A 17159-nucleotide genomic window follows, 5' to 3' on the forward strand; every position below is an offset into this window, starting at 1 on the left:
GCTATACCTGATACACCGGCACGCTGTGACACCAGCGGTCCTTGTATTCGCGGTCGGCTCGGCCGAAGGAGTACCGCAGCGGTTTGCCCAGCGCCCGGGCGTCTTCCCAGGCGGCCTGGGTGTTGACGAAGCTCAGCACACTGCCGGGGCTGAAGTCGCGGGTCAGCGGATCGACCCCACCGTTGATGTACTCCAGGGAAACCCACTCGGGCGCTTCGACCCGGTACAGCACCTGGATGGCGATGGGCGCCTCGGCGAGAAACACCACCGAGCCGGTCATAAACTCACGCAGCAGGCCAAAGACCTCGACCAGGTGCGCCTTGCCCGGCGCCTCGAACTGCCAGCGGCGTTGGAACAGGTCGGCGTACATGCTTGCCTGCTCGGCCGGGCTGAAGTCCAGCATGGGTCGCAACACCCCGCCCGCCTCTTCCAGCAGGCGCTGTTCCCGGCGCTGGTTGTAGCGAAATTTCTTCGAATAGTCCTCCGGCGCACGGGCCAGGGCCAGGCCCTCGGCTTGCGATCGCAGGGTGGCAACCCGTCCGGCATTCAGCGCCGACACGTAGCGCATGCGCTGGCGCACCGGCACACAGGCATCGGCGGCCACCGGCAGGATGATCTCGGCATTGCCCAGGTCGAACAGGCCACGTCGGCCGGTCTTTTTCAGCACATCCTTGGACAGCGCCAGGTGCCGGCCCCAGCAGGGCAGCGCCGCCTTGACCTCGTCCTGGTCGAGCCACCCCAGATAGCGCACCGGCAGGCCGGCCAGGCCGGCCAGGCGCGCGACCACTTCGGGGTGAGTCGCCAGGCTGCCACCGTAGCGCTGCCAGGCCTGGGCGTAGCTGCTGGCGTCGATTGGCGTCCAGCCCCGTTCCCGCCAGCCCCGCCAGGCGTTCAACATGCCGGGCCAGCACCTTTGCCGAACAGCACCCGGGCCTCGCTGTCGCCGGTCGCTGCGCTGCCCACTGCGACGGGCACGTCCTCGAACTGGCGGGCGTGCAGCCGCGCGTAATAGCCGTTCAGCGCCAGCAGCTCGGCGTGGCTGCCGCGCTCGACGATGCGCCCCTGGTCCATCACCAGGATCAGGTCGGCTTTTTCAATGGTGGTCAGGCGGTGGGCGATCACCAGGGTGGTGCGGCCCTTCATCACCTCGTCCAGGGCTCCCTGGATATGCCGCTCCGACTCGGTATCCAGGGCCGAGGTGGCTTCGTCCAGGATCAACAACGGCGCATTTTTCAGCAAGGCGCGGGCAATTGCCAGGCGCTGGCGTTGGCCACCGGACAGCAGCACGCCGTTTTCCCCGACCAGGGTCTGGTAACCCTGGGGCATGCGCTCGACGAATTCAGCGGCGTAGGCCGAGGCGGAGGCCCGCTGGATATCCTCCAGCGGCGCGCCAGCCAGGTCGCCATAGGCGATGTTGTTGGCCACGGTGTCGTTGAACAGAGTCACCTGCTGGGTCACCAGGGCGATATGCCGGCGCAGGTTGCGCAGGCTGAAGTCTTCCACCTCCACCCCGTCGAGCAGGATCTGCCCCTGTTCGTGGTGGTAGAAGCGCGGAATCAGGCTGGCCAGGGTCGACTTGCCACTGCCGGAGCGGCCCACCAGGGCCACCATCTGCCCAGGCTCGGCGACGAAACTGATGTCGTCGAGCACCGGCCGCTCGCCGCCCGGGTAGGTGAAGCTCAGGTGACGCACCTCGAGCCGGCCGCTGACCGCGTCGCGCTCAACGGTGCCCTGGTCGACCTCGGCCACTTCGTCCAGTTGCTCAAAAATGCTTTCGGCGCCAGCCACGCCTTTCTGGATGGTCGAGCTCACTTCCGACAGTTGCCGGATAGGCTTGGGCAACAGGCCGGCCATGGTGATATAGGCCACCAGGTCGCCCACCGATGACTCGCCGCGCAGGTAGAGCACCAGGAACAGCAGCGACGCCATGGCGATATAGATCACCAGCTGCAGCATGGGCGTGTAGATCGCCCCGGTACGGGTCATGCGCAGCTGGCGGTCAGTGTTGCTCTGGCTGGCGCTGAGAAAACGCGTCTGCTCGTAGGTCTCGCCGCCGAAGCTGCGCACCACCCGATAGCCCTGGATGGTCTCCGAAGCCACATGGGTGACATCGCCCATGGCCACCTGGATCTTCTTGCTCTGCTTGCGGAATTTCTTGCTGGCAGTCCTGACCATCAGCGCAATCAGCGGCAGCACCGCGACCATCACCAGGGTCAGGCGCCAGTTCATCCAGAGTAACGAGGCGAACAGGAAGATCACCGTCATGCCTTCGCGAATAACCACCTTGATCGCATCGGTTGCCGCACCGGTGACCATGGTCACGTTGAAGGTGATGCGCGAGATCAGATGGCCGGAATTGTGGTTGTCGAAATAACGGTTCGGCAGTACCAGCAGCTTGTTGAACAAGGCCACCCGCAGGTCATGCACCAGGCCGAGGGAGACCTTGGCCAGGAAGTAGTTGCCCAGGTAGGAACCGACCCCCTGCCAGGCAGCGATCAGCACGATCAGCAACGGTACCGCCTGCAGCAGCCGCAGGTCGCGCAATACCGGGATGGCCGGAAACAACACGGCCTGGGGATTGGTCAAACCATCGACGAAGTATTTGAGCATGTAACCCAGCATCGGCTGGGTCGAGGCAAACATCAGAAAGCCAAGGATACTCAGCAGGAAAAGCCCGGCATAAGGGCGCACGTAGCCAAGCAGACGGAAGTAGATCTTCAAGCTCGAAGGGCTTGCGCTGAGACTGGAGTCGGTCATATCACGCGGCGGCAATCCAAAAGGACGCTGACTTTAGCACAGCTTGCGCGTAGGGCCGGCAGTCGACAATCACGCCGCGCCGCGGCGATACCCTCAGGCGAAATTAAGCGGCCATTACGTTAGTATGCCCCGTCATTTCCCCATCGGCTCGCCAGCATGCATTTCAGTGGTCTTCATACCTGTTCGAATCGGGCATTCGACCTCATTTGCCTCTGGGTATTGCCGATCGGCTACCTGTCATTGCTGGCCGCGCTGTTTCTGCTGCCCGAACGCAGCCTGCACCAGAAACTGTTCTACGCCACCTTCAGCATTCCAGCCTTGCTGGCGCTGTGCTTGCGCCCCGCGGAATTTCTCAAGTTGCTCAAAGAGCCCATCGTCATCGGCTTTCTGCTGTTCGCCGGCTGGGCGTTACTTAGCCTGGCCTGGGGCGGAGGTGACGAAGCAGGCTGGAAGCTGAGCAAGCGCCCGCTGCATACCCTGATGCTGTTTTTCGGCTGCTACCTGCTGCTGCGCCATCGCAGCGAAAGCCTGCAACCAGTGCTGCTGGGGGCCGCGCTGGTGGCCCTGGGCACCTCGCTGTACAGCCTGATCGGCTTCGTCGCGGGCGACTACCACCCCGGCGATCGACTGATCGGCTCCGGGGCCCTGGACAATCCGCTGCTGAGTTCGCACCTGTTCGGTTTTTTCTGTGTCTACTGGCTCAGCCTGAGCCTGACCACCCGCCGCCCACACTTGCTCTGGCTGAGCATTCCAGCCTTGGTGGTGATGTTCGCCGCGGTGGTCGCGACCGGTTCGAGGACCCCCCTGGTGGCCCTCAGCCTGGCAGCGCTGTGGCTCAGCTTTATCTGCTGGCACCGGGGTTCGCCGCTGCTGATCGCCGCGTTGTTGTTGACCGGCACAGTGTTCCTGCTGCTGTTCCCCGAGCTGATCATGACCCGCGGCGACTCCTACCGGCGTGACCTCTGGCAACTGACCCTGGGCAAGATCGCCGAACACCCCTGGATCGGACATGGTTACAGCGCCAACCTGAGTCTCGACCCGGGAACCGGCTACGCACTGCGCGAACCGCATAACTTTGCCCTGGGTGTGCTGTATTACGTCGGTATCCTGGGCCTGCTGCCCTGGCTATTCGTGCAGGCCTGGGCCTTGCTCGCCAGCTGGCGCCAACGCGCCCAACCGCTGTTTATCCTGGCCTCGACCTGGCTGGTGTTCGGTATCGGTGCCGGCCTGACCGAAGGCGGCGGGATTCTTTCACGCCCCAAGGAGCACTGGTTCCTGCTGTGGATTCCCCTGGCACTGATCGCGGCACTGTGCATCGCCAACCGCCACCGACGATTGCTCAACTACCCGGTGACCGAGCTCAGCGTGGCGGCTGCCGAGCAGCTGTGCGCCCACGCCCTGGTCATCGAGGCGGATGGCTTGGGCCCCAAGGTGCTGCGTCTGTCCGACGGCAGCTTCTTCAAGCTGTTCCGCCGGCGCCGCTGGTTCTCCTCCGGCAGCTTCAATCCTTACGCCGAACGCTTCGCCCTCAACAGCGAGCACCTGCGGGCGCTGGCCATCGCCACCCCGCAGGTATTGGGTCTGTACCGCCTGAAGGACGGCAGCACCGCCGTGCGCTATCAACCCCTGCCTGGGCAGACCTTGCGCCAGACCCTGCAGGCACTGCCAGGCCCAGCCGAGCGCCAGGCACTGGTGCGGCGTTTCGGTGAATTCCTCGGCACGCTGCATGACCGCGGGGTGTACTTCCGCTCACTGCACCTGGGAAACGTATTGATCATGGCGAACCACGAGTTCGGCCTGATCGACCTGGCCGACATGCGCATCCTGCCGTCGCCGCTGAGCCGGGCCTTGCGCCAGCGTAACCTGCATCATATGCGCCGCTACCCGCAGGAGCGGATCTGGTTGTTCCAGGAGCATGCCGAAGCGTTGCTCAGTGGCTATGCCGAGCAGGCGTCGCGCCGCGCCACCGAACACCTGCGCACCCAGATTCGCCGACTCGGCAATGACGTCGAGGCGGCGGCGCCGTGAGCCAGTGGATCCTTCACCCGCTGCTGGCCGTGGCGGTCTATGCCTTGGCCCTGCTGTGCGCGAGTCTGCTGCTGCGTTGCATGCCGGCTATCGCCAGGTCCCTGGACAGCAACGGCTCGGCCCGTTTTGCCAGCATCGACGGTTTACGCGGCTACCTGGCCCTCGGGGTCTTTATCCACCATGCGGTGATCACCTGGTTCTACCTGGACAGCGGACAGCTTGCCGTACCGCCGAGCAATTTCTACGCGCAGATCGGCGTGACCAGCGTCGCGCTGTTTTTCATGATCACCGGGTTTCTGTTCTGGCACCGCCTGTTGGAACAGGGCGACCGGCATGACTGGCTGGCCTTTGCGGTGTCGCGGGTGTTCCGCCTCTACCCGCTGTACCTGCCGCTGCTGGCGGTGGTATTGATCAGCGTATTCTGGATGCAGGACTGGCGATTACACGAGTCGCCCTGGGCCGTGCTCAAGCAGGTACTGCTGTGGCTTAGCTTCGATCGACCGGATATCAACGCCTACCCGCACACCGGCATGCTGATCGCCAATGTCACCTGGACCCTGAGCTACGAAGTGTTCTTCTACCTGGCCCTGCCGCTGCTGAGCCTGGTTTTCCTCAAGCGCGGTCCCTGGCCGCAGGTGCTGTTGTGCCTGGCCGGCATCTACCTGCTGTACCAGCTGATCGGCTGGAACCACTCGTTGAAAAAACATTACCTGGCAAGCTTCCTCGGCGGTATCGCAGCCGCCTACTGGGTCCGCCGCCCGGCCCTGGTCGACTGGGGACGCTCGCGCCTGGCCGGGGCGCTCGCGCTGCTGGCGCTGCTGGTGGTGATGACTGCTTTTCGCAAAAGCTTCGCGCTGGTGCCGCTGCTGCTGCTCGGACTGTTCTTCGCGATCGTCGCCTCGGGCAACCGGCTCTTCGGCGCCTTGCAGCCCAGGGCCCTGCGCTGGCTGGGGGAGATCAGCTACAGCACCTACCTGCTGCACGGATTCGTGCTGTGGCTGGTAGTGCAACGCCTGCCGCTACTGCTGCCCTTCGATATCCGCCCGCCACTGCCCTACCTGGCGCTGCTGGCGGGCGCGACCTGCCTGCTGGTGCTGCTGAGCAGCCTGACCTTCCTCTATCTGGAGAAGCCCGGCATGGCCGCCGGCAAACGCCTGATCGGCTGGCTCAGGCGCCGACAGCCCTCCCCGACGGCCGTTGACGAGAACCTGCGGCACCCTTGAGAGCACGGCGGCGAACGGCAGTTCCGCCGAGCGCTGCTTCAGCCTCGTTCCCGCGGCCCGCACATACGCAGCAGGCCGCGCAGGGTCTTGCGGTTCCAGGCCCGCAACGGAATTTGCCCCAGCAGCTCGCGCGCCAGGCCACGGTCACGGTTGGCGGTCTTGAGGAACATCGAATTGAGAAACTTCAGGCGCACTTCGTCGTAACGCGGGTGATCGCTGAACAGGGCATAAGAGCGCAAGATGTTCTCGATCATAAAGCGGTGGTTCTTGTAGGAGTTGGTCGCGTGCTTGCGGTAGCGCGCCATCACCACGCCCAGCCCGTCGATAAAATAGCCGGCGCGGGTGATCTTCAGCTCGATCAGCAAGTCTTCCAGGCGGATCTGCGGATCGAAACCGCCGACCTTGTCCAGCGCTTCGCGGCGGATCAGCAGGGTTGGCGCTGGCGGATAAGGCTTGCGCTCGAGAAACATGTCGTCGAAGTCCAGGCGCCGGAACGGCACGTCGCGGCGCTGACGCTTCTCGGGAAAGAGCTGGCCCTGGGCATCGATCAACTCGATATTACCCGCGCAAATGCCCACCTCGGGCTTGCCCTCCAGGTAGGCGACCTGGGTGGCGATACGTTCGGGCAGCATGATGTCGTCCGAACCGAACGGCGCGATCAGGCTGCCCCTGGCTCGCGCAATCGCGGCATTCAGCGTGTGGGTCAACCCCTGGTTCGGTTGCACCTGGAAATCGAAGCCGTGCTCGGCCTGCAGGCGGCGAATCCGCTCGACACTGTCGTCGCTGGAGCCATCGTCAATGACCAGCAGCTCGATATGCGGATAACTCTGGCCCAGCACGCTGAGGATGCTCTGCTCGATATAAGGCCCGTGGTTGTAGGAGGCGATGATCACGCTCACCAAGGGCGACGACTGGCTCATGCAGGCTCCTTGCGCGCCAGGCTCAGGCGGGAATCGATCAACTGCAGGTAGGCACGGCGGAAGACCTCGATATCATGTTCGCGCTGCAGGTAACGGTAGGCCTGCTCACCCTTGGCCTGCAATTGTGCATCCGAAAGCCCCAGGTAGCTGTCCAGGGCATGGCTCAGTGCTGCCACATCCCTGGGCGCCACCGCCAGGCCATCGGCGCCCTCGATCAGCGGCAGCATGGCCGGCACGCTCGAGGCGATCACCGGCAGATGCCCGCTCATGCCCTCGAGCAGGGCCAGGCCCAGCCCTTCGGCCAGCGACGGCATGGTCCACAGGTCGAATGCACGGACATAGCGCAGCGCGTTCTCGCGAAAGCCGAGCAGGTGCACACGGTCCTGCAAACCGAGACGCTGCACCTCGGCTCGCAGGCGCGCTTCCTCGCGTCCCTTGCCGATGATCGCCAGCTGCGCGGTGGGGTACTTGTCCTTGAGCGGGGCGAAGGCCTGCAGCAGGTAGATATGGCCCTTAACCGGCACCAGGCGGCCCAGGGCGCCGATCAGCCGCGCGCCCGCGTCCAGTCCGAGCTGTTGGCGCGCGTCGTCCCGACTCAGCTGCAACGCCTCGGCCTGGGGGATATCGATGGCGTTGGTAATGGCCACGGTATTGGCATCGCTAAAACCACAGCCGCAGTCGAGCAGGTACTGTTTCACCGCCGGGGAAACCCCGACAAAACACCAGGCGCGGTCGATCAGCTTGCGGGCCTGGCGCCGCCGGTAATAGCGGTCGTACTCGCCGAAACCATGGGAAATGCCAATGCACAGCGGCACCTTCAACCAGCGATTGAGCTGCAGCAACATGTTCACCGGTTTGAAGCGGTTGCAGATCACCACGTCGAAGCCTTCCTCGCGGCAATAGCGATACAACCGCCACATGGCGCGCAGGCGCAAGCCCTTAAGCTGCTTGTCGGAAAAACGGAAGTACAACGAGCGCTCGGCCCGACTGACCGGCTCGCCAGGCCCTGGCTCACCCCGCAGGAACGCCGCCACCACTTCGAAACGCTCGGTCGGCAGCGCCTTGACGATCTGCTCGGCCAGGTCGGCGAAGTCGTGTGCCTTGACGTTGTAGTCCGGCTGCAACTGCAGCACCTTGACCCTTGTATTCATGACGGTCCCTGCTCGAAACCCTGGGCACTGATCGACCAGGCGCCGCTCGCGGCAAAAACGCTGGAGGCGGCCAGTGCCTCGGGCGACAACGCGTCCCAGGCCTCGCGCTTCCAGACGATGAAGTGAAAATAAGGAAACTCGCGCGCGCCGTCGCGCTCGTTACGCAGCGAGCCTGGCGCCCAGAACCAGCGCTGGGGAAAGTTACGGCTGCCATCGAGCCAGTCGATACGTCCCAGCGGAGTGCTGAAGGCCTCGACGAACTCGCTGCGCCGGTACCAGGGATTGAACCGCCCCAACCAGCGCTGCAGGCGGGGCGGCAGGTTCTTGTGGCGCAGGAACAGGCGGGTGAAGGCGCCCTCGTCCAGGGCCTGGTGCTGGGGATCGCAGAACCGCTCGCGCCAGCGCGGGATACGCTGGAACGCCGTGCGCATGCGCTCAGTGTTGCGAATCAGGCACAGGTGCCCCGACACCCTTCGCGCATGGGTGGAGTACAGGTCCTTGTCGCGCAGCCGGGCATCGGTGAAATAGCCGCGCAGATTGCCATAGACCAGGTCGATATCACCAAACCCCCAGAAATCATAGCCCTGCAGCTCATCGGCATGGATCTGGCCGAAGGCCGGGCGGATATCGCACAGCTTGTACGCCTGCCGCGGCTGGAAATCGATGCCCAGGGTGCGGCTGACCTGCTGGCAATACTCGGGAAAACCCATGGGGATCACGCGCACATTGGCCGGGCAGTTTTCCAGCGGCGCGCAGTCGCTGTAGAACAGCCAGTCGATATCGGGATTGTGCCGGCAGCTCTCGAGGAAAAACGCCATCCAGAACGGCCACTGGCCAAAATAGGGCATCAACAGGCAGATGCGCGGTGAATCGTTCATAACCTGCCCCACGGGCCTCCCGAATAAGATCAGCGATAGCCTTGCGGATTTTGGTTTTGCCAACGCCAGGCGTCCACCAGCATTTGCCCCAGGCCGCGCTCGGCTTTCCAGCCCAGTTCACGCAGTGCCTTGTTCGGGTCGGCCCAGCTGGCGGCGATGTCGCCGGCGCGGCGCGGACCGATCTGGTACTGCGCGGCACAGCCGGCCGCCTGCTCGAACGCCCGCACCACCTCCAGCACCGAATGCCCCTGGCCGGTGCCCAGGTTCCAGATGTGGCAGCCTGGCTGCCCGCAGAGGAATTCCAGGGCCCGCAGGTGCCCCGTGGCCAGGTCGACGACATGGATGTAGTCACGCACGCACGTGCCGTCCACTGTCGGGTAGTCGTTGCCGTGCACCCACAAGCACTCGAGCTTTCCGATCGCCACCTGACAGACGTAGGGCAGCAGGTTATTCGGCACTCCCAGCGGATCCTCGCCGATCAGCCCGCTGGCGTGGGCGCCAATCGGATTGAAATAGCGCAACAGACCGATCGCCCAGCGCGGGTCGGAGCGCTGCAGGTCCTGCAACAGGTGTTCAACCACCAGCTTGCTACGCCCGTACGGATTGGTCGGCTCGACGGTTGGACAGGCCTCGCTGACCGGCATGCTGGCGGGCTCGCCGTAGACGGTTGCCGAGGAACTGAAGACCAAGCGGAAGACCCCGGCAGCGGCCATCGTCTGGCACAACGTCAGGGTCCCGGCGACGTTGTTGGAATAGTATTCCAGGGGGTTGTCGAGGCTCTCGCCGACGGCTTTCAAACCGGCGAAATGCAGCACCGCATCGATGGGTTCGGCGGCGAACAGCTGTGCCAGTAGCGCCGCATCCCGTACATCACCTTCGACGAAGCGCACCTTCCGGCCCGCCAGTTGCTCGACACGGCGCACCGCTTGCAGGCAGCTGTTGGACAGGTTATCGAGCACCACCACCTGGTGCCCGCCCTCGAGCAGTTCGAGCACCGTATGCGAACCGATATAGCCGGCCCCGCCCGTCACCAATACATTCATCTGAGCCCATCCACACCCTTGCTAATCGAAGGATCAGCGTACCGCCCCGACCCTACTGCGCGCCCATGACGATCCGTCAGGCGTTCGGCTCAACCCACCAGCGGGCAACCATCGGCAAGCGCCAGAACGCCTGGCTGACCGCGTGATCGGAAAACCGCTCGAGCAAGCGGCTGTCCATGGCCGCGACGCAGGCCCGGCGCTGGCGCTCGTCGAGCTGCCCCAGGTGCACCAGACCCTGGGCAAGGGCGGCTTCGTCCCCCTGGGGAAACAGGATACCGACCCCTTCCACCACCTCCCGCGCACCACCGCAGGCACTGGCCAGCAGTGGCGTGCCGGCGGCCATCGCCTCCAGCAACACCATGCCGAAGGGCTCGTGGTCGGAACTCAGGGCGAACACATCGAAGGCCTTGAAAAAACGCCGCGCCTGGGGGACCTGGCCGAGAAAATACACCTGTTTGGCGATGCCCAGCTCGCGCGCTTGATCCTTCAGTGTCTCGTCCAGGCGACCGCTGCCGAGGATCGCCAGCAGGCTGTTGTCCGGCAAGCCCGGCAGGGCCGCGGCGAACCCGCTGAGCAGGCTGGCCTGGTCCTTGTCCGGATGCAGGCGACCGACGTTGCCCACTATCCAGGCGTCTTCCGGCAACCCCAACTGACGACGCGCCACCCGCCGTTCAAGCTGCTCGGCGCGCAGACGGGCGATATCGATGCGGTTATACAGGGTTTCGATGCGCTCGCCGGACCAGCCCGGCAGGCGCTTGCGCAAATCGTCGCGCACTGCGTCGGACACGCCGAGCAGGCTCAGGCGGCGGCTGAAAAAACGGGCGAACCATTGGCGGGTGCGGCGTCGATAATCATCGAAGGCATGGTGCACCCCGATCACCGGCAAGCCCGTCGCCAGCAGCGCGATATACACCGGCTTGAAGCGGTGGGCGATGCAGAAACGGAAATCCCGCGAGCGGGCGATCTCGCGCAGGTCGCGGATGGCGGCGAACTTTAGGCCACGCACCTGGGCCGAGCTGTACTCGAGGAACAACACCTCGTCGCAGGCGCAGGCGAGCGCGACTTCGGGGTCCGGCGCGCCGGTCAAAAAGACCGTGGTCACCTTGTACGGCGTGCCCTCGAAGAGTCGCGCGTACTGACGCGCGCAGTCGAGGAAAGGGCCGTCGTAGCCGTGGCAAAATTGCAGTACACGAGGTTCAGCTGATCGAGTCATACCCGTCCACACCTTCCTTCAGCACCAGAATATCTTCCATGATCAGGTACTGCAGGTCCGAACCGAAGAACATGTTCAAGGCGTCGGTGGGCGAGCAGATCATCGGTTCGCCGCGACGATTGAGCGAGGTGTTCAGCGACACCCCATTGCCGGTCAGGTCTTCCAGCGCCTTCATCATGTCGTAGTAACGCGGATTGAAACGCCGCTCGAGCACCTGGGCGCGCGAGGTACCGTCCTCGTGCACCACTTCCGGCACACGGCTTTTCCATTCGTCCGCCACCTCGAAGGTGAAGGTCATAAAGGGCGCCGGATGATCGACCTTGATCATCTGCGGACCGACCGTGTCCAGCATCGACGGACAGAAGGGGCGCCAGCGCTCGCGGAACTTGATCTGTTCGTTGATCCGGTTGGCCACGCCGGGAATGCTCGGACAGCCGATGATCGAACGCCCACCGAGGGCCCGCGGGCCGAATTCCATACGCCCCTGGAACCAGGCCACCGGATTGCCACCGACCATGATCCGGGCAATGCGCTGGGGCATGTCGTCGATACGCTTGAATTGCGGCTGGTTCGGATGCCGGGCACAGGCGGCGATCACGTCCTCATTGCTGTAGGACGGGCCGAGGTAGACGTGCTCCATCTTCTCCACCGGTACGCCGCGCGCATGGGAGACATAGGCGGCAGCCCCCACCGCGGTGCCGGCGTCGCCCGAGGCGGGTTGCACGAACAGCTCCTTGACGTGGGGCAACGCGATGATCTTCTGGTTGAGCTTGACGTTCAGCGCGCAACCGCCGGCAAAGGCGATCTTGCCGGTCTCGCGCAGGATGTCGCCCAGGTAGTGCTCCATCATCTGCAACGCCAGCTTCTCGAACAGCGCCTGCATGCTGGCGGCATAATGAATATAGGGGTCGTCGGCGATATCACCGACCCGCTTGGGGCCCAGCCAGTCGATCAGCTTCTTGGAGAAATAAAAGCCCTTGCCGTTTTCCTTGTAGCGCCGCAGCCCGATGACGTTGGCGTACTCGGTGTTGATCACCAACTCGCCGTTCTCGAAGCTGGCCAGGCGCGAAAAATCGTACTTGGAGGCATCGCCATAGGGCGCCATGCCCATCACCTTGAACTCGCCGTCGAGCATCTCGAAACCGAGGAACTCGGTGATCGCGCCATACAGCCCGCCGAGCGAATCCGGGTCGAAGAACTCCTTGATCTTGTGGATCTTGCCGTGTTCGCCGTAGCCAAAAAAGGTGGTGGCGTACTCACCCTTGCCGTCGATCCCGAGGATCGCGGTCTTTTCCGTGAAGCCGGAGCAATGGTAGGCGCTGGACGCGTGGGCCAGGTGGTGCTCGACCGGCTCGATCTTGATTTTCTTCGGATCGAACCCCAGCTGCTCCAGGCACCAGACGATCTTGTTGCGGTAGCGCTTGTAGCGCCGGTTGCCCATCAGGATCGCGTCGAGGGCTCGGTCCGGGGCGTACCAGTAGCGCTTGGCATATTGCCAGCGCGCCTTGCCGAACAGGCTGATGGGAGCAAAGGGAATGGCCACCACATCGACGTCCGCGGGGGTGATGCCCGCCTGCGCCAGGCAGAACTTGGCCGACTCATAGGGCATGCGGTTCTTCGCGTGCTTGTCGCGTACGAAGCGCTCCTCTTCGGCGGCCGCAATCAACTTGCCATCGATATAGAGCGCCGCGGACGGGTCATGACTGAGGGCGCCGGATAGGCCGAGAATCGTCAATGCCACTGGTAGAACCTCTCAAGAGCAGCCCCGTGCGTCGGGCTGCAGGTAAACGCAGAATTCGTGTCGCTCACGCCTGGGTCGCGGTACCGGCCCCGGGGGCGGCGGACGGCAGACGCTGGTCGAGCAGACGGTGCAGGGCCGACGTGGTCGGCCAGTTGCGCAAAAAGCGCGCCCGATCCCGCGCGTAGGCACGGGCAAAGCCACGCTCGCCGGTGTGCTGGCGCATGGCATCGAGGTCGATCAGGGCCCAACGCCCGTTCTCGCCCTCGCTCTGCCAGAGCAGGTTATACCCCTTGAAATCCCCATGGCTGATGCGCTCGCGGCGCAGCGCGGCAAACAGTGCATCCAGCGCCAGCAGGTCGCCCTCGGGCGGCGTACCGTCCACATAAGGCGCAAAGTGTTCGATTATATCGTGCCCGGCGGCATATTCGGTAATCAGGTAGGCACGACCGCGCAATCCGCACCAGCGCCGCTCCAGAACGGCCAACGGACGGGGTGTGGCGATGCCCAGCAGCTGCAGGCGATGGCCTTCGCGCCAACTGTGCCAGGCCCGACTGGGCCGCCAGAAACGCTTGAGCCAATGGCCGAGACCCTTGATGTTGTAGCGCTTGACCACCAGCGGCCAGCCGCCAAGCTCGACCCGGGCGACGCTGGCGGCGCCACCGGTCTTGTACAGGTGGCCCTGGTCGGTGGCGCGATCGAGGTCGGCCAGCAGCGGCCGCAGGGTCGCCTCGACGTCCCGGCAGACCACCCGCAAACCAAAGGCACCGATCCGCGCGCTGAACAGGCTGCAGTCTCGCCCGACCTTGCGCAGGTAATCGCCCAGGCGCCAGCGACGGACCTTGGCCACGGCCTGCAGCAGGGCCTCCAGCGGCAGGCCATGCGCGCCGTTGACCAACAGGTAGTGCACCAGCAGCTCTTCGATAAAGGGTTCCAGTTCCACCGGCAGTTGGGCGAAAAAGACGCCCAGGTTCTCCAGTACCCGCGGCAGCGACAGTGGCTGGCCCGGCACCTCGGCGCGCACCCCGCCGCCATCGACCAATACCAAGCGGCCCTGATGACGCAGCAGGTTGTCCAGGTGCAGGTCGGCCTGCCACAGCCCACGGGCGTGCAGCCCGGCGATCATCGCCAGGGCCTCGCCCAGGACTGCGCCCTGGGGCTCGCTGAGCGGCACGGCCGTGGCCACGGCCTGCCAGGCCTGTGCCAGGCTGTGGGCGTCGTCGAGAAATTCGAACAGCAACCAGGCGCCCTGCCCGGGGGCCTGCCCGGCCTCCAGCAGCGCCGGGGTCGGCAGGCCTTGCTCGGCCAGCAGTCGCGCCCCCAGGTGTTCACGGCCGAAGTGACGGGCCGCCTTGGCCCCCACCAGCAGCTTGGCCAGCACCGCCCGCCCCTGCCAACGCGCCAGGCCGACGTAGCGCTGACCGGGCAACACCCGCAGCCAACGCTCGAACTGCAGGGCACCTGCCGCCCCGGGCAGCTCGACCGTCAACGGCAGGTCGGGCTGGCGCCCGGCCTGACTCAGTTCGGCGAGCCTCATCGGCGCACCGCCTTGGCCTGACGACGCCTGGACAAGCGTCGCAACCAGGCCTGCAGGTCCTCGGCGTCGCCCAGGTAGGTGGCCAGCAACAGCTGCACCTCGTCATCACTCCAGGCGCTGGCCCGCCGCAGCAGCGGCTCCAGGTCCTTGATCCGGTCGTAGCGCCCCAGGCGCAGCGGCCGGGTCTTCTCCAGGTCGATCAGGCAGGCCCGCCAGCGCTCGTCCTGCTCACGCAGGAAAATATGCTTGGGGTAGAAACAGCCATGCAGCTGCCCGGCACCGTGCAGCGTGCGCGCCAGCTCGCCACAGGCGCGCACTATGGCCTGGCGCTGGCCCGGCGGCCGCTCGGCCCAGCCTTCCAGCAGCGTGTCCAGGTCCTGCCAATCATCCAGGGCCCGGGTCAGCAGCACCGCGCAGGGTTCGCCGTCGATCTGCCGCTGAGCAAAAAACGCCGCCTGCAGGGCGGGAATTCCCAATCGCTGGTACTGGCGAATGGTGCGCAGCTCGCGGGCGAAGGTCGGTTCGCCACAGGGCCGGCGCAGGCTGCGGGTCAGGTAATTGCTCTGGCGTTTGAGGTAATAACAGGCCTCCTCCAACTCCAGCCGATAGACGCTGCTCCAGCCGCCCCGCCCGGTATTGGGTGCGTCCACCGCCACCAGTTGCAGCGCCCAGAGGGCATCGAAATCGGCCAGGCCGTGACGCTCCAGCAGCGCGCGGTCGCCCGCGGCGATAAAGTCCTTCATTCGCGCCCCTCGAAAAAGCCCAGCACTTGGCGGATCCAGCGTTTGTCCGCCGGCGCCAGACGCGCATGGCCGCGGTACTGCAGGTAGAAACGCAGGCGCTGGCTGTTGGACAGGTGACGTTTGGCCAGTTTGTCCAGGCATGCCAGGTCCTTGATCATGCGGTAGCGCAACAAGGGGCCTTTCCAGAACGCGCCCGTCGGGCAATCGATCAGGAATAGCCGCCCGGCCTGGTCGACCAGCAGGTTGCGCCACTTGAGGTCGTTGTGGGTGAAATGCTGATCGTGCAGGGTTCGCGTGGCCCACGCCAGCTGGCGGCTGACCTTATCCACCCAGGCCCGGTCGGCCAGGCGTGGATCCCCGCGCTCCGCCAGCAGGGCCAGGTCCAGCGTCCCCTCCAGCTCCCGGGTGATCAAGGCGCCGCGGACAAAGGTGCCGGTGCGCCGTTCCAGGCCCCAGGCCACCAGCGGTGCGGTGGGGACGCCCCATTTGGCGAAGCTCTTGAGGTTCTGCCACTCGGCCTTGACCCGTGGCCGACCGACCAGGCGGCGCAGGCCCTTGCCGGCACCGACATAACGTTTGACGTAATAGCGCACGCCATCGCGCTCGACCCGGACCACCTCCGACAGCGGGTCCTTGGTCAGCCGCTCGCCCTGCAGGGCGAACACCGCGTCCAGGCTGCCGAAATCGGCGGCCAGGGCGTCATAGGCGGGATCCAGGTACCAGCCGGCCATCAGAGCGCATCCCCGTAACGCTGCTTGCGCGCGTAGAGCTTGGCCGCCTTGGCCTGCAGCCAGGCCAGCAGCGCCGCCTCGTCACGCAGCAACTGGCGCAGCGGCTGCTGGAAATACCCGCGCAGAAACCGCAACTCGTCGCGTCGGGTCAGGCCGATATCCAGGGCCGAGAAATACAGCGCCGCCAGGTCCTTGTCACGCCAGCGCCGGCTGATGCGCGGGCGGGTCTGGGCGCGGTGCAGGTCGATCAACGACAGGCGCAGATCACCCGGCGTCACCGGGCGGTCGGTGTGCAGCAGGAAATGGCAGATATAGCAGTCGCGGTGGTTGACCCCGGCGCGGTGCATGGTGCCCGTCATGCGCGCCACCTCGGCGATCAGCGCCCGCTTGAGTGCCGGCGCGGGGGGCTGCTGACGCCAGTCCAGGCTGAAATCTTCCAGGCTGACGGTGGGTGCCAGCTCCTCGGTGATAATGAAGGAATGCTGCTGGGCCGGGTTGCTGCCGCGCGCGCCGAAGGCCACCGCGGTCATGGTCGGCACCCCCGCCGCGTGCAGGCGTTCCAGGGCCTGCCACTCCTGCGCGGCGCCCAGCACCGGCAGCTTGACGGTCAGCAGGTTCTTGGCGATCTCGCCCCAGCCGATGCCACGGTGAATCTTGACGAAGTAGCCGCGCCCCGCCACTTCGGTACGCAGCGTGCGGCGCCCCTCCAACTCCCGGTACACCTGCCCCTGCAACCGCTCGACCTCGACAAAGGGATCGGCCCCGGCCCACAGGCTCCTGAAGGGTTCGGCGAGTATCGGAATCATGCGGCCTCGCAACTGAAATAGGATAGAAAGCGGTCGGGGTCGCAGGCGCGAACCGGAGTCTGGAGTTGTCCGCCACAACGTGCCCCAGGGCTGGACGCGCGGCGCCAGCGATGACGCCCATTCCCTTCCAGGAGGCCGAGCGCCAGCGTCGTGGAGGGGGTCGAGCGGCAAGGATGCCGCGAGAGCGGCGATGGGCCAGGGACGGCCCTTCGCCGCGGGCCCGCGGAACGTCGCCGGCGCGAGGGAACCCCGCCGCAGGCGGGGCCGGATGCAGGCTGTGCTTTCTCTTGGGTTACTTTCTCTTTGCACAAGCAAAGAGAAAGTGACTCGCCTGACCAGGCGAAAGCTCTGTGCTGGAGCCGCGGTCCGTTAGCGCCGCAGGCATAAATGG

General features: G+C 65.2%; 14 protein-coding genes. 2 read left to right on the forward strand and 12 right to left on the reverse strand.

Annotated elements, in window-relative coordinates; translation table 11 throughout:
* Window position 1 precedes the first annotated feature (1 nt).
* On the reverse strand, window positions 2-898 hold the full coding sequence (locus ABWY06_RS05870) for a GNAT family N-acetyltransferase (RefSeq protein WP_353924626.1): 897 nt from the start codon (window positions 896-898) through the stop codon (window positions 2-4).
* Window positions 892-2757 carry a lipid A export permease/ATP-binding protein MsbA gene (msbA, locus tag ABWY06_RS05875; RefSeq protein ID WP_502948152.1) on the reverse strand — a complete coding sequence of 622 codons (1866 nt, stop codon included), beginning with the start codon at window positions 2755-2757 and terminating at the stop codon, window positions 892-894. The genes ABWY06_RS05870 and msbA overlap by 7 nt, the downstream gene beginning before the upstream one ends.
* 156 nt (window positions 2758-2913) lie before the next feature.
* On the opposite strand from msbA, the gene ABWY06_RS05880 reads away from it, so the two are divergent.
* Window positions 2914-4785, forward strand: coding sequence for an O-antigen ligase family protein (locus tag ABWY06_RS05880; RefSeq protein WP_353924627.1), 1872 nt, complete (start codon window positions 2914-2916; stop codon window positions 4783-4785).
* Window positions 4782-6008 carry an acyltransferase family protein gene (locus tag ABWY06_RS05885; RefSeq protein WP_353924628.1) on the forward strand — a complete coding sequence of 409 codons (1227 nt, stop codon included), beginning with the start codon at window positions 4782-4784 and terminating at the stop codon, window positions 6006-6008. Before ABWY06_RS05880 ends, ABWY06_RS05885 begins: the two co-directional genes overlap by 4 nt.
* A gap of 38 nt (window positions 6009-6046) precedes the next feature.
* Here ABWY06_RS05885 and ABWY06_RS05890 read toward each other — a convergent pair whose 3' ends face one another.
* The 10 genes from ABWY06_RS05890 to rfaP form a co-directional block, all read right to left on the reverse strand.
* Window positions 6047-6928, reverse strand: coding sequence for a glycosyltransferase (locus ABWY06_RS05890; RefSeq protein ID WP_353924629.1), 882 nt, complete (start codon window positions 6926-6928; stop codon window positions 6047-6049).
* Complete coding sequence (locus ABWY06_RS05895; protein WP_353924630.1) at window positions 6925-8079, reverse strand: glycosyltransferase; 1155 nt, start codon at window positions 8077-8079, stop codon at window positions 6925-6927. Before ABWY06_RS05895 ends, ABWY06_RS05890 begins: the two co-directional genes overlap by 4 nt.
* Window positions 8076-8957: a DUF6625 family protein gene (locus ABWY06_RS05900; RefSeq protein WP_353924631.1), complete on the reverse strand. Its 882-nt coding sequence runs from the start codon at window positions 8955-8957 to the stop codon at window positions 8076-8078. Before ABWY06_RS05900 ends, ABWY06_RS05895 begins: the two co-directional genes overlap by 4 nt.
* A gap of 29 nt (window positions 8958-8986) precedes the next feature.
* Entirely contained in the window at window positions 8987-10000 is a 1014-nt protein-coding gene (galE, locus tag ABWY06_RS05905) for a UDP-glucose 4-epimerase GalE (protein ID WP_353924632.1), read from the reverse strand.
* Window positions 10001-10076: 76 nt separating this feature from the next.
* Window positions 10077-11213, reverse strand: a complete 1137-nt coding sequence (locus tag ABWY06_RS05910) for a glycosyltransferase (RefSeq protein ID WP_353924633.1) — start codon at window positions 11211-11213, stop codon at window positions 10077-10079.
* Complete coding sequence (locus ABWY06_RS05915) at window positions 11197-12954, reverse strand: carbamoyltransferase family protein (protein WP_353924634.1); 1758 nt, start codon at window positions 12952-12954, stop codon at window positions 11197-11199. Before ABWY06_RS05915 ends, ABWY06_RS05910 begins: the two co-directional genes overlap by 17 nt.
* A gap of 64 nt (window positions 12955-13018) precedes the next feature.
* Complete coding sequence (locus tag ABWY06_RS05920; RefSeq protein WP_353924635.1) at window positions 13019-14488, reverse strand: lipopolysaccharide kinase InaA family protein; 1470 nt, start codon at window positions 14486-14488, stop codon at window positions 13019-13021.
* Complete coding sequence (locus ABWY06_RS05925; RefSeq protein ID WP_353924636.1) at window positions 14485-15231, reverse strand: lipopolysaccharide kinase InaA family protein; 747 nt, start codon at window positions 15229-15231, stop codon at window positions 14485-14487. The genes ABWY06_RS05920 and ABWY06_RS05925 overlap by 4 nt, the downstream gene beginning before the upstream one ends.
* Complete coding sequence (locus ABWY06_RS05930; RefSeq protein WP_353924637.1) at window positions 15228-15962, reverse strand: lipopolysaccharide kinase InaA family protein; 735 nt, start codon at window positions 15960-15962, stop codon at window positions 15228-15230. Before ABWY06_RS05930 ends, ABWY06_RS05925 begins: the two co-directional genes overlap by 4 nt.
* Entirely contained in the window at window positions 15962-16768 is an 807-nt protein-coding gene (rfaP, locus tag ABWY06_RS05935) for a lipopolysaccharide core heptose(I) kinase RfaP (protein WP_353924638.1), read from the reverse strand. The genes ABWY06_RS05930 and rfaP overlap by 1 nt, the downstream gene beginning before the upstream one ends.
* Between the last annotated feature and the right edge of the window lie 391 nt (window positions 16769-17159).

It is taken from the genome of Pseudomonas sp., assembly GCF_040514055.1.
Classification (GTDB): Bacteria; Pseudomonadota; Gammaproteobacteria; order Pseudomonadales; family Pseudomonadaceae; genus Aquipseudomonas.

Excerpts from the sequence above, each read along its gene's own strand:
- ABWY06_RS05870 (WP_353924626.1), bottom strand. The coding sequence starts at position 898 with ATGTTGAACGCCTGGCGGGGCTGGCGGGAACGGGGCTGGACGCCAATC.
- msbA (WP_502948152.1), bottom strand. The coding sequence starts at position 2,757 with ATGACCGACTCCAGTCTCAGCGCAAGCCCTTCGAGCTTGAAGATCTAC.
- ABWY06_RS05880 (WP_353924627.1), top strand. The coding sequence starts at position 2,914 with ATGCATTTCAGTGGTCTTCATACCTGTTCGAATCGGGCATTCGACCTC.
- ABWY06_RS05890 (WP_353924629.1), bottom strand. The coding sequence starts at position 6,928 with ATGAGCCAGTCGTCGCCCTTGGTGAGCGTGATCATCGCCTCCTACAAC.
- ABWY06_RS05895 (WP_353924630.1), bottom strand. The coding sequence starts at position 8,079 with ATGAATACAAGGGTCAAGGTGCTGCAGTTGCAGCCGGACTACAACGTC.
- ABWY06_RS05900 (WP_353924631.1), bottom strand. The coding sequence starts at position 8,957 with ATGAACGATTCACCGCGCATCTGCCTGTTGATGCCCTATTTTGGCCAG.
- galE (WP_353924632.1), bottom strand. The coding sequence starts at position 10,000 with ATGAATGTATTGGTGACGGGCGGGGCCGGCTATATCGGTTCGCATACG.
- ABWY06_RS05910 (WP_353924633.1), bottom strand. The coding sequence starts at position 11,213 with ATGACTCGATCAGCTGAACCTCGTGTACTGCAATTTTGCCACGGCTAC.
- ABWY06_RS05920 (WP_353924635.1), bottom strand. The coding sequence starts at position 14,488 with ATGAGGCTCGCCGAACTGAGTCAGGCCGGGCGCCAGCCCGACCTGCCG.
- ABWY06_RS05925 (WP_353924636.1), bottom strand. The coding sequence starts at position 15,231 with ATGAAGGACTTTATCGCCGCGGGCGACCGCGCGCTGCTGGAGCGTCAC.
- ABWY06_RS05930 (WP_353924637.1), bottom strand. The coding sequence starts at position 15,962 with ATGGCCGGCTGGTACCTGGATCCCGCCTATGACGCCCTGGCCGCCGAT.
- rfaP (WP_353924638.1), bottom strand. The coding sequence starts at position 16,768 with ATGATTCCGATACTCGCCGAACCCTTCAGGAGCCTGTGGGCCGGGGCC.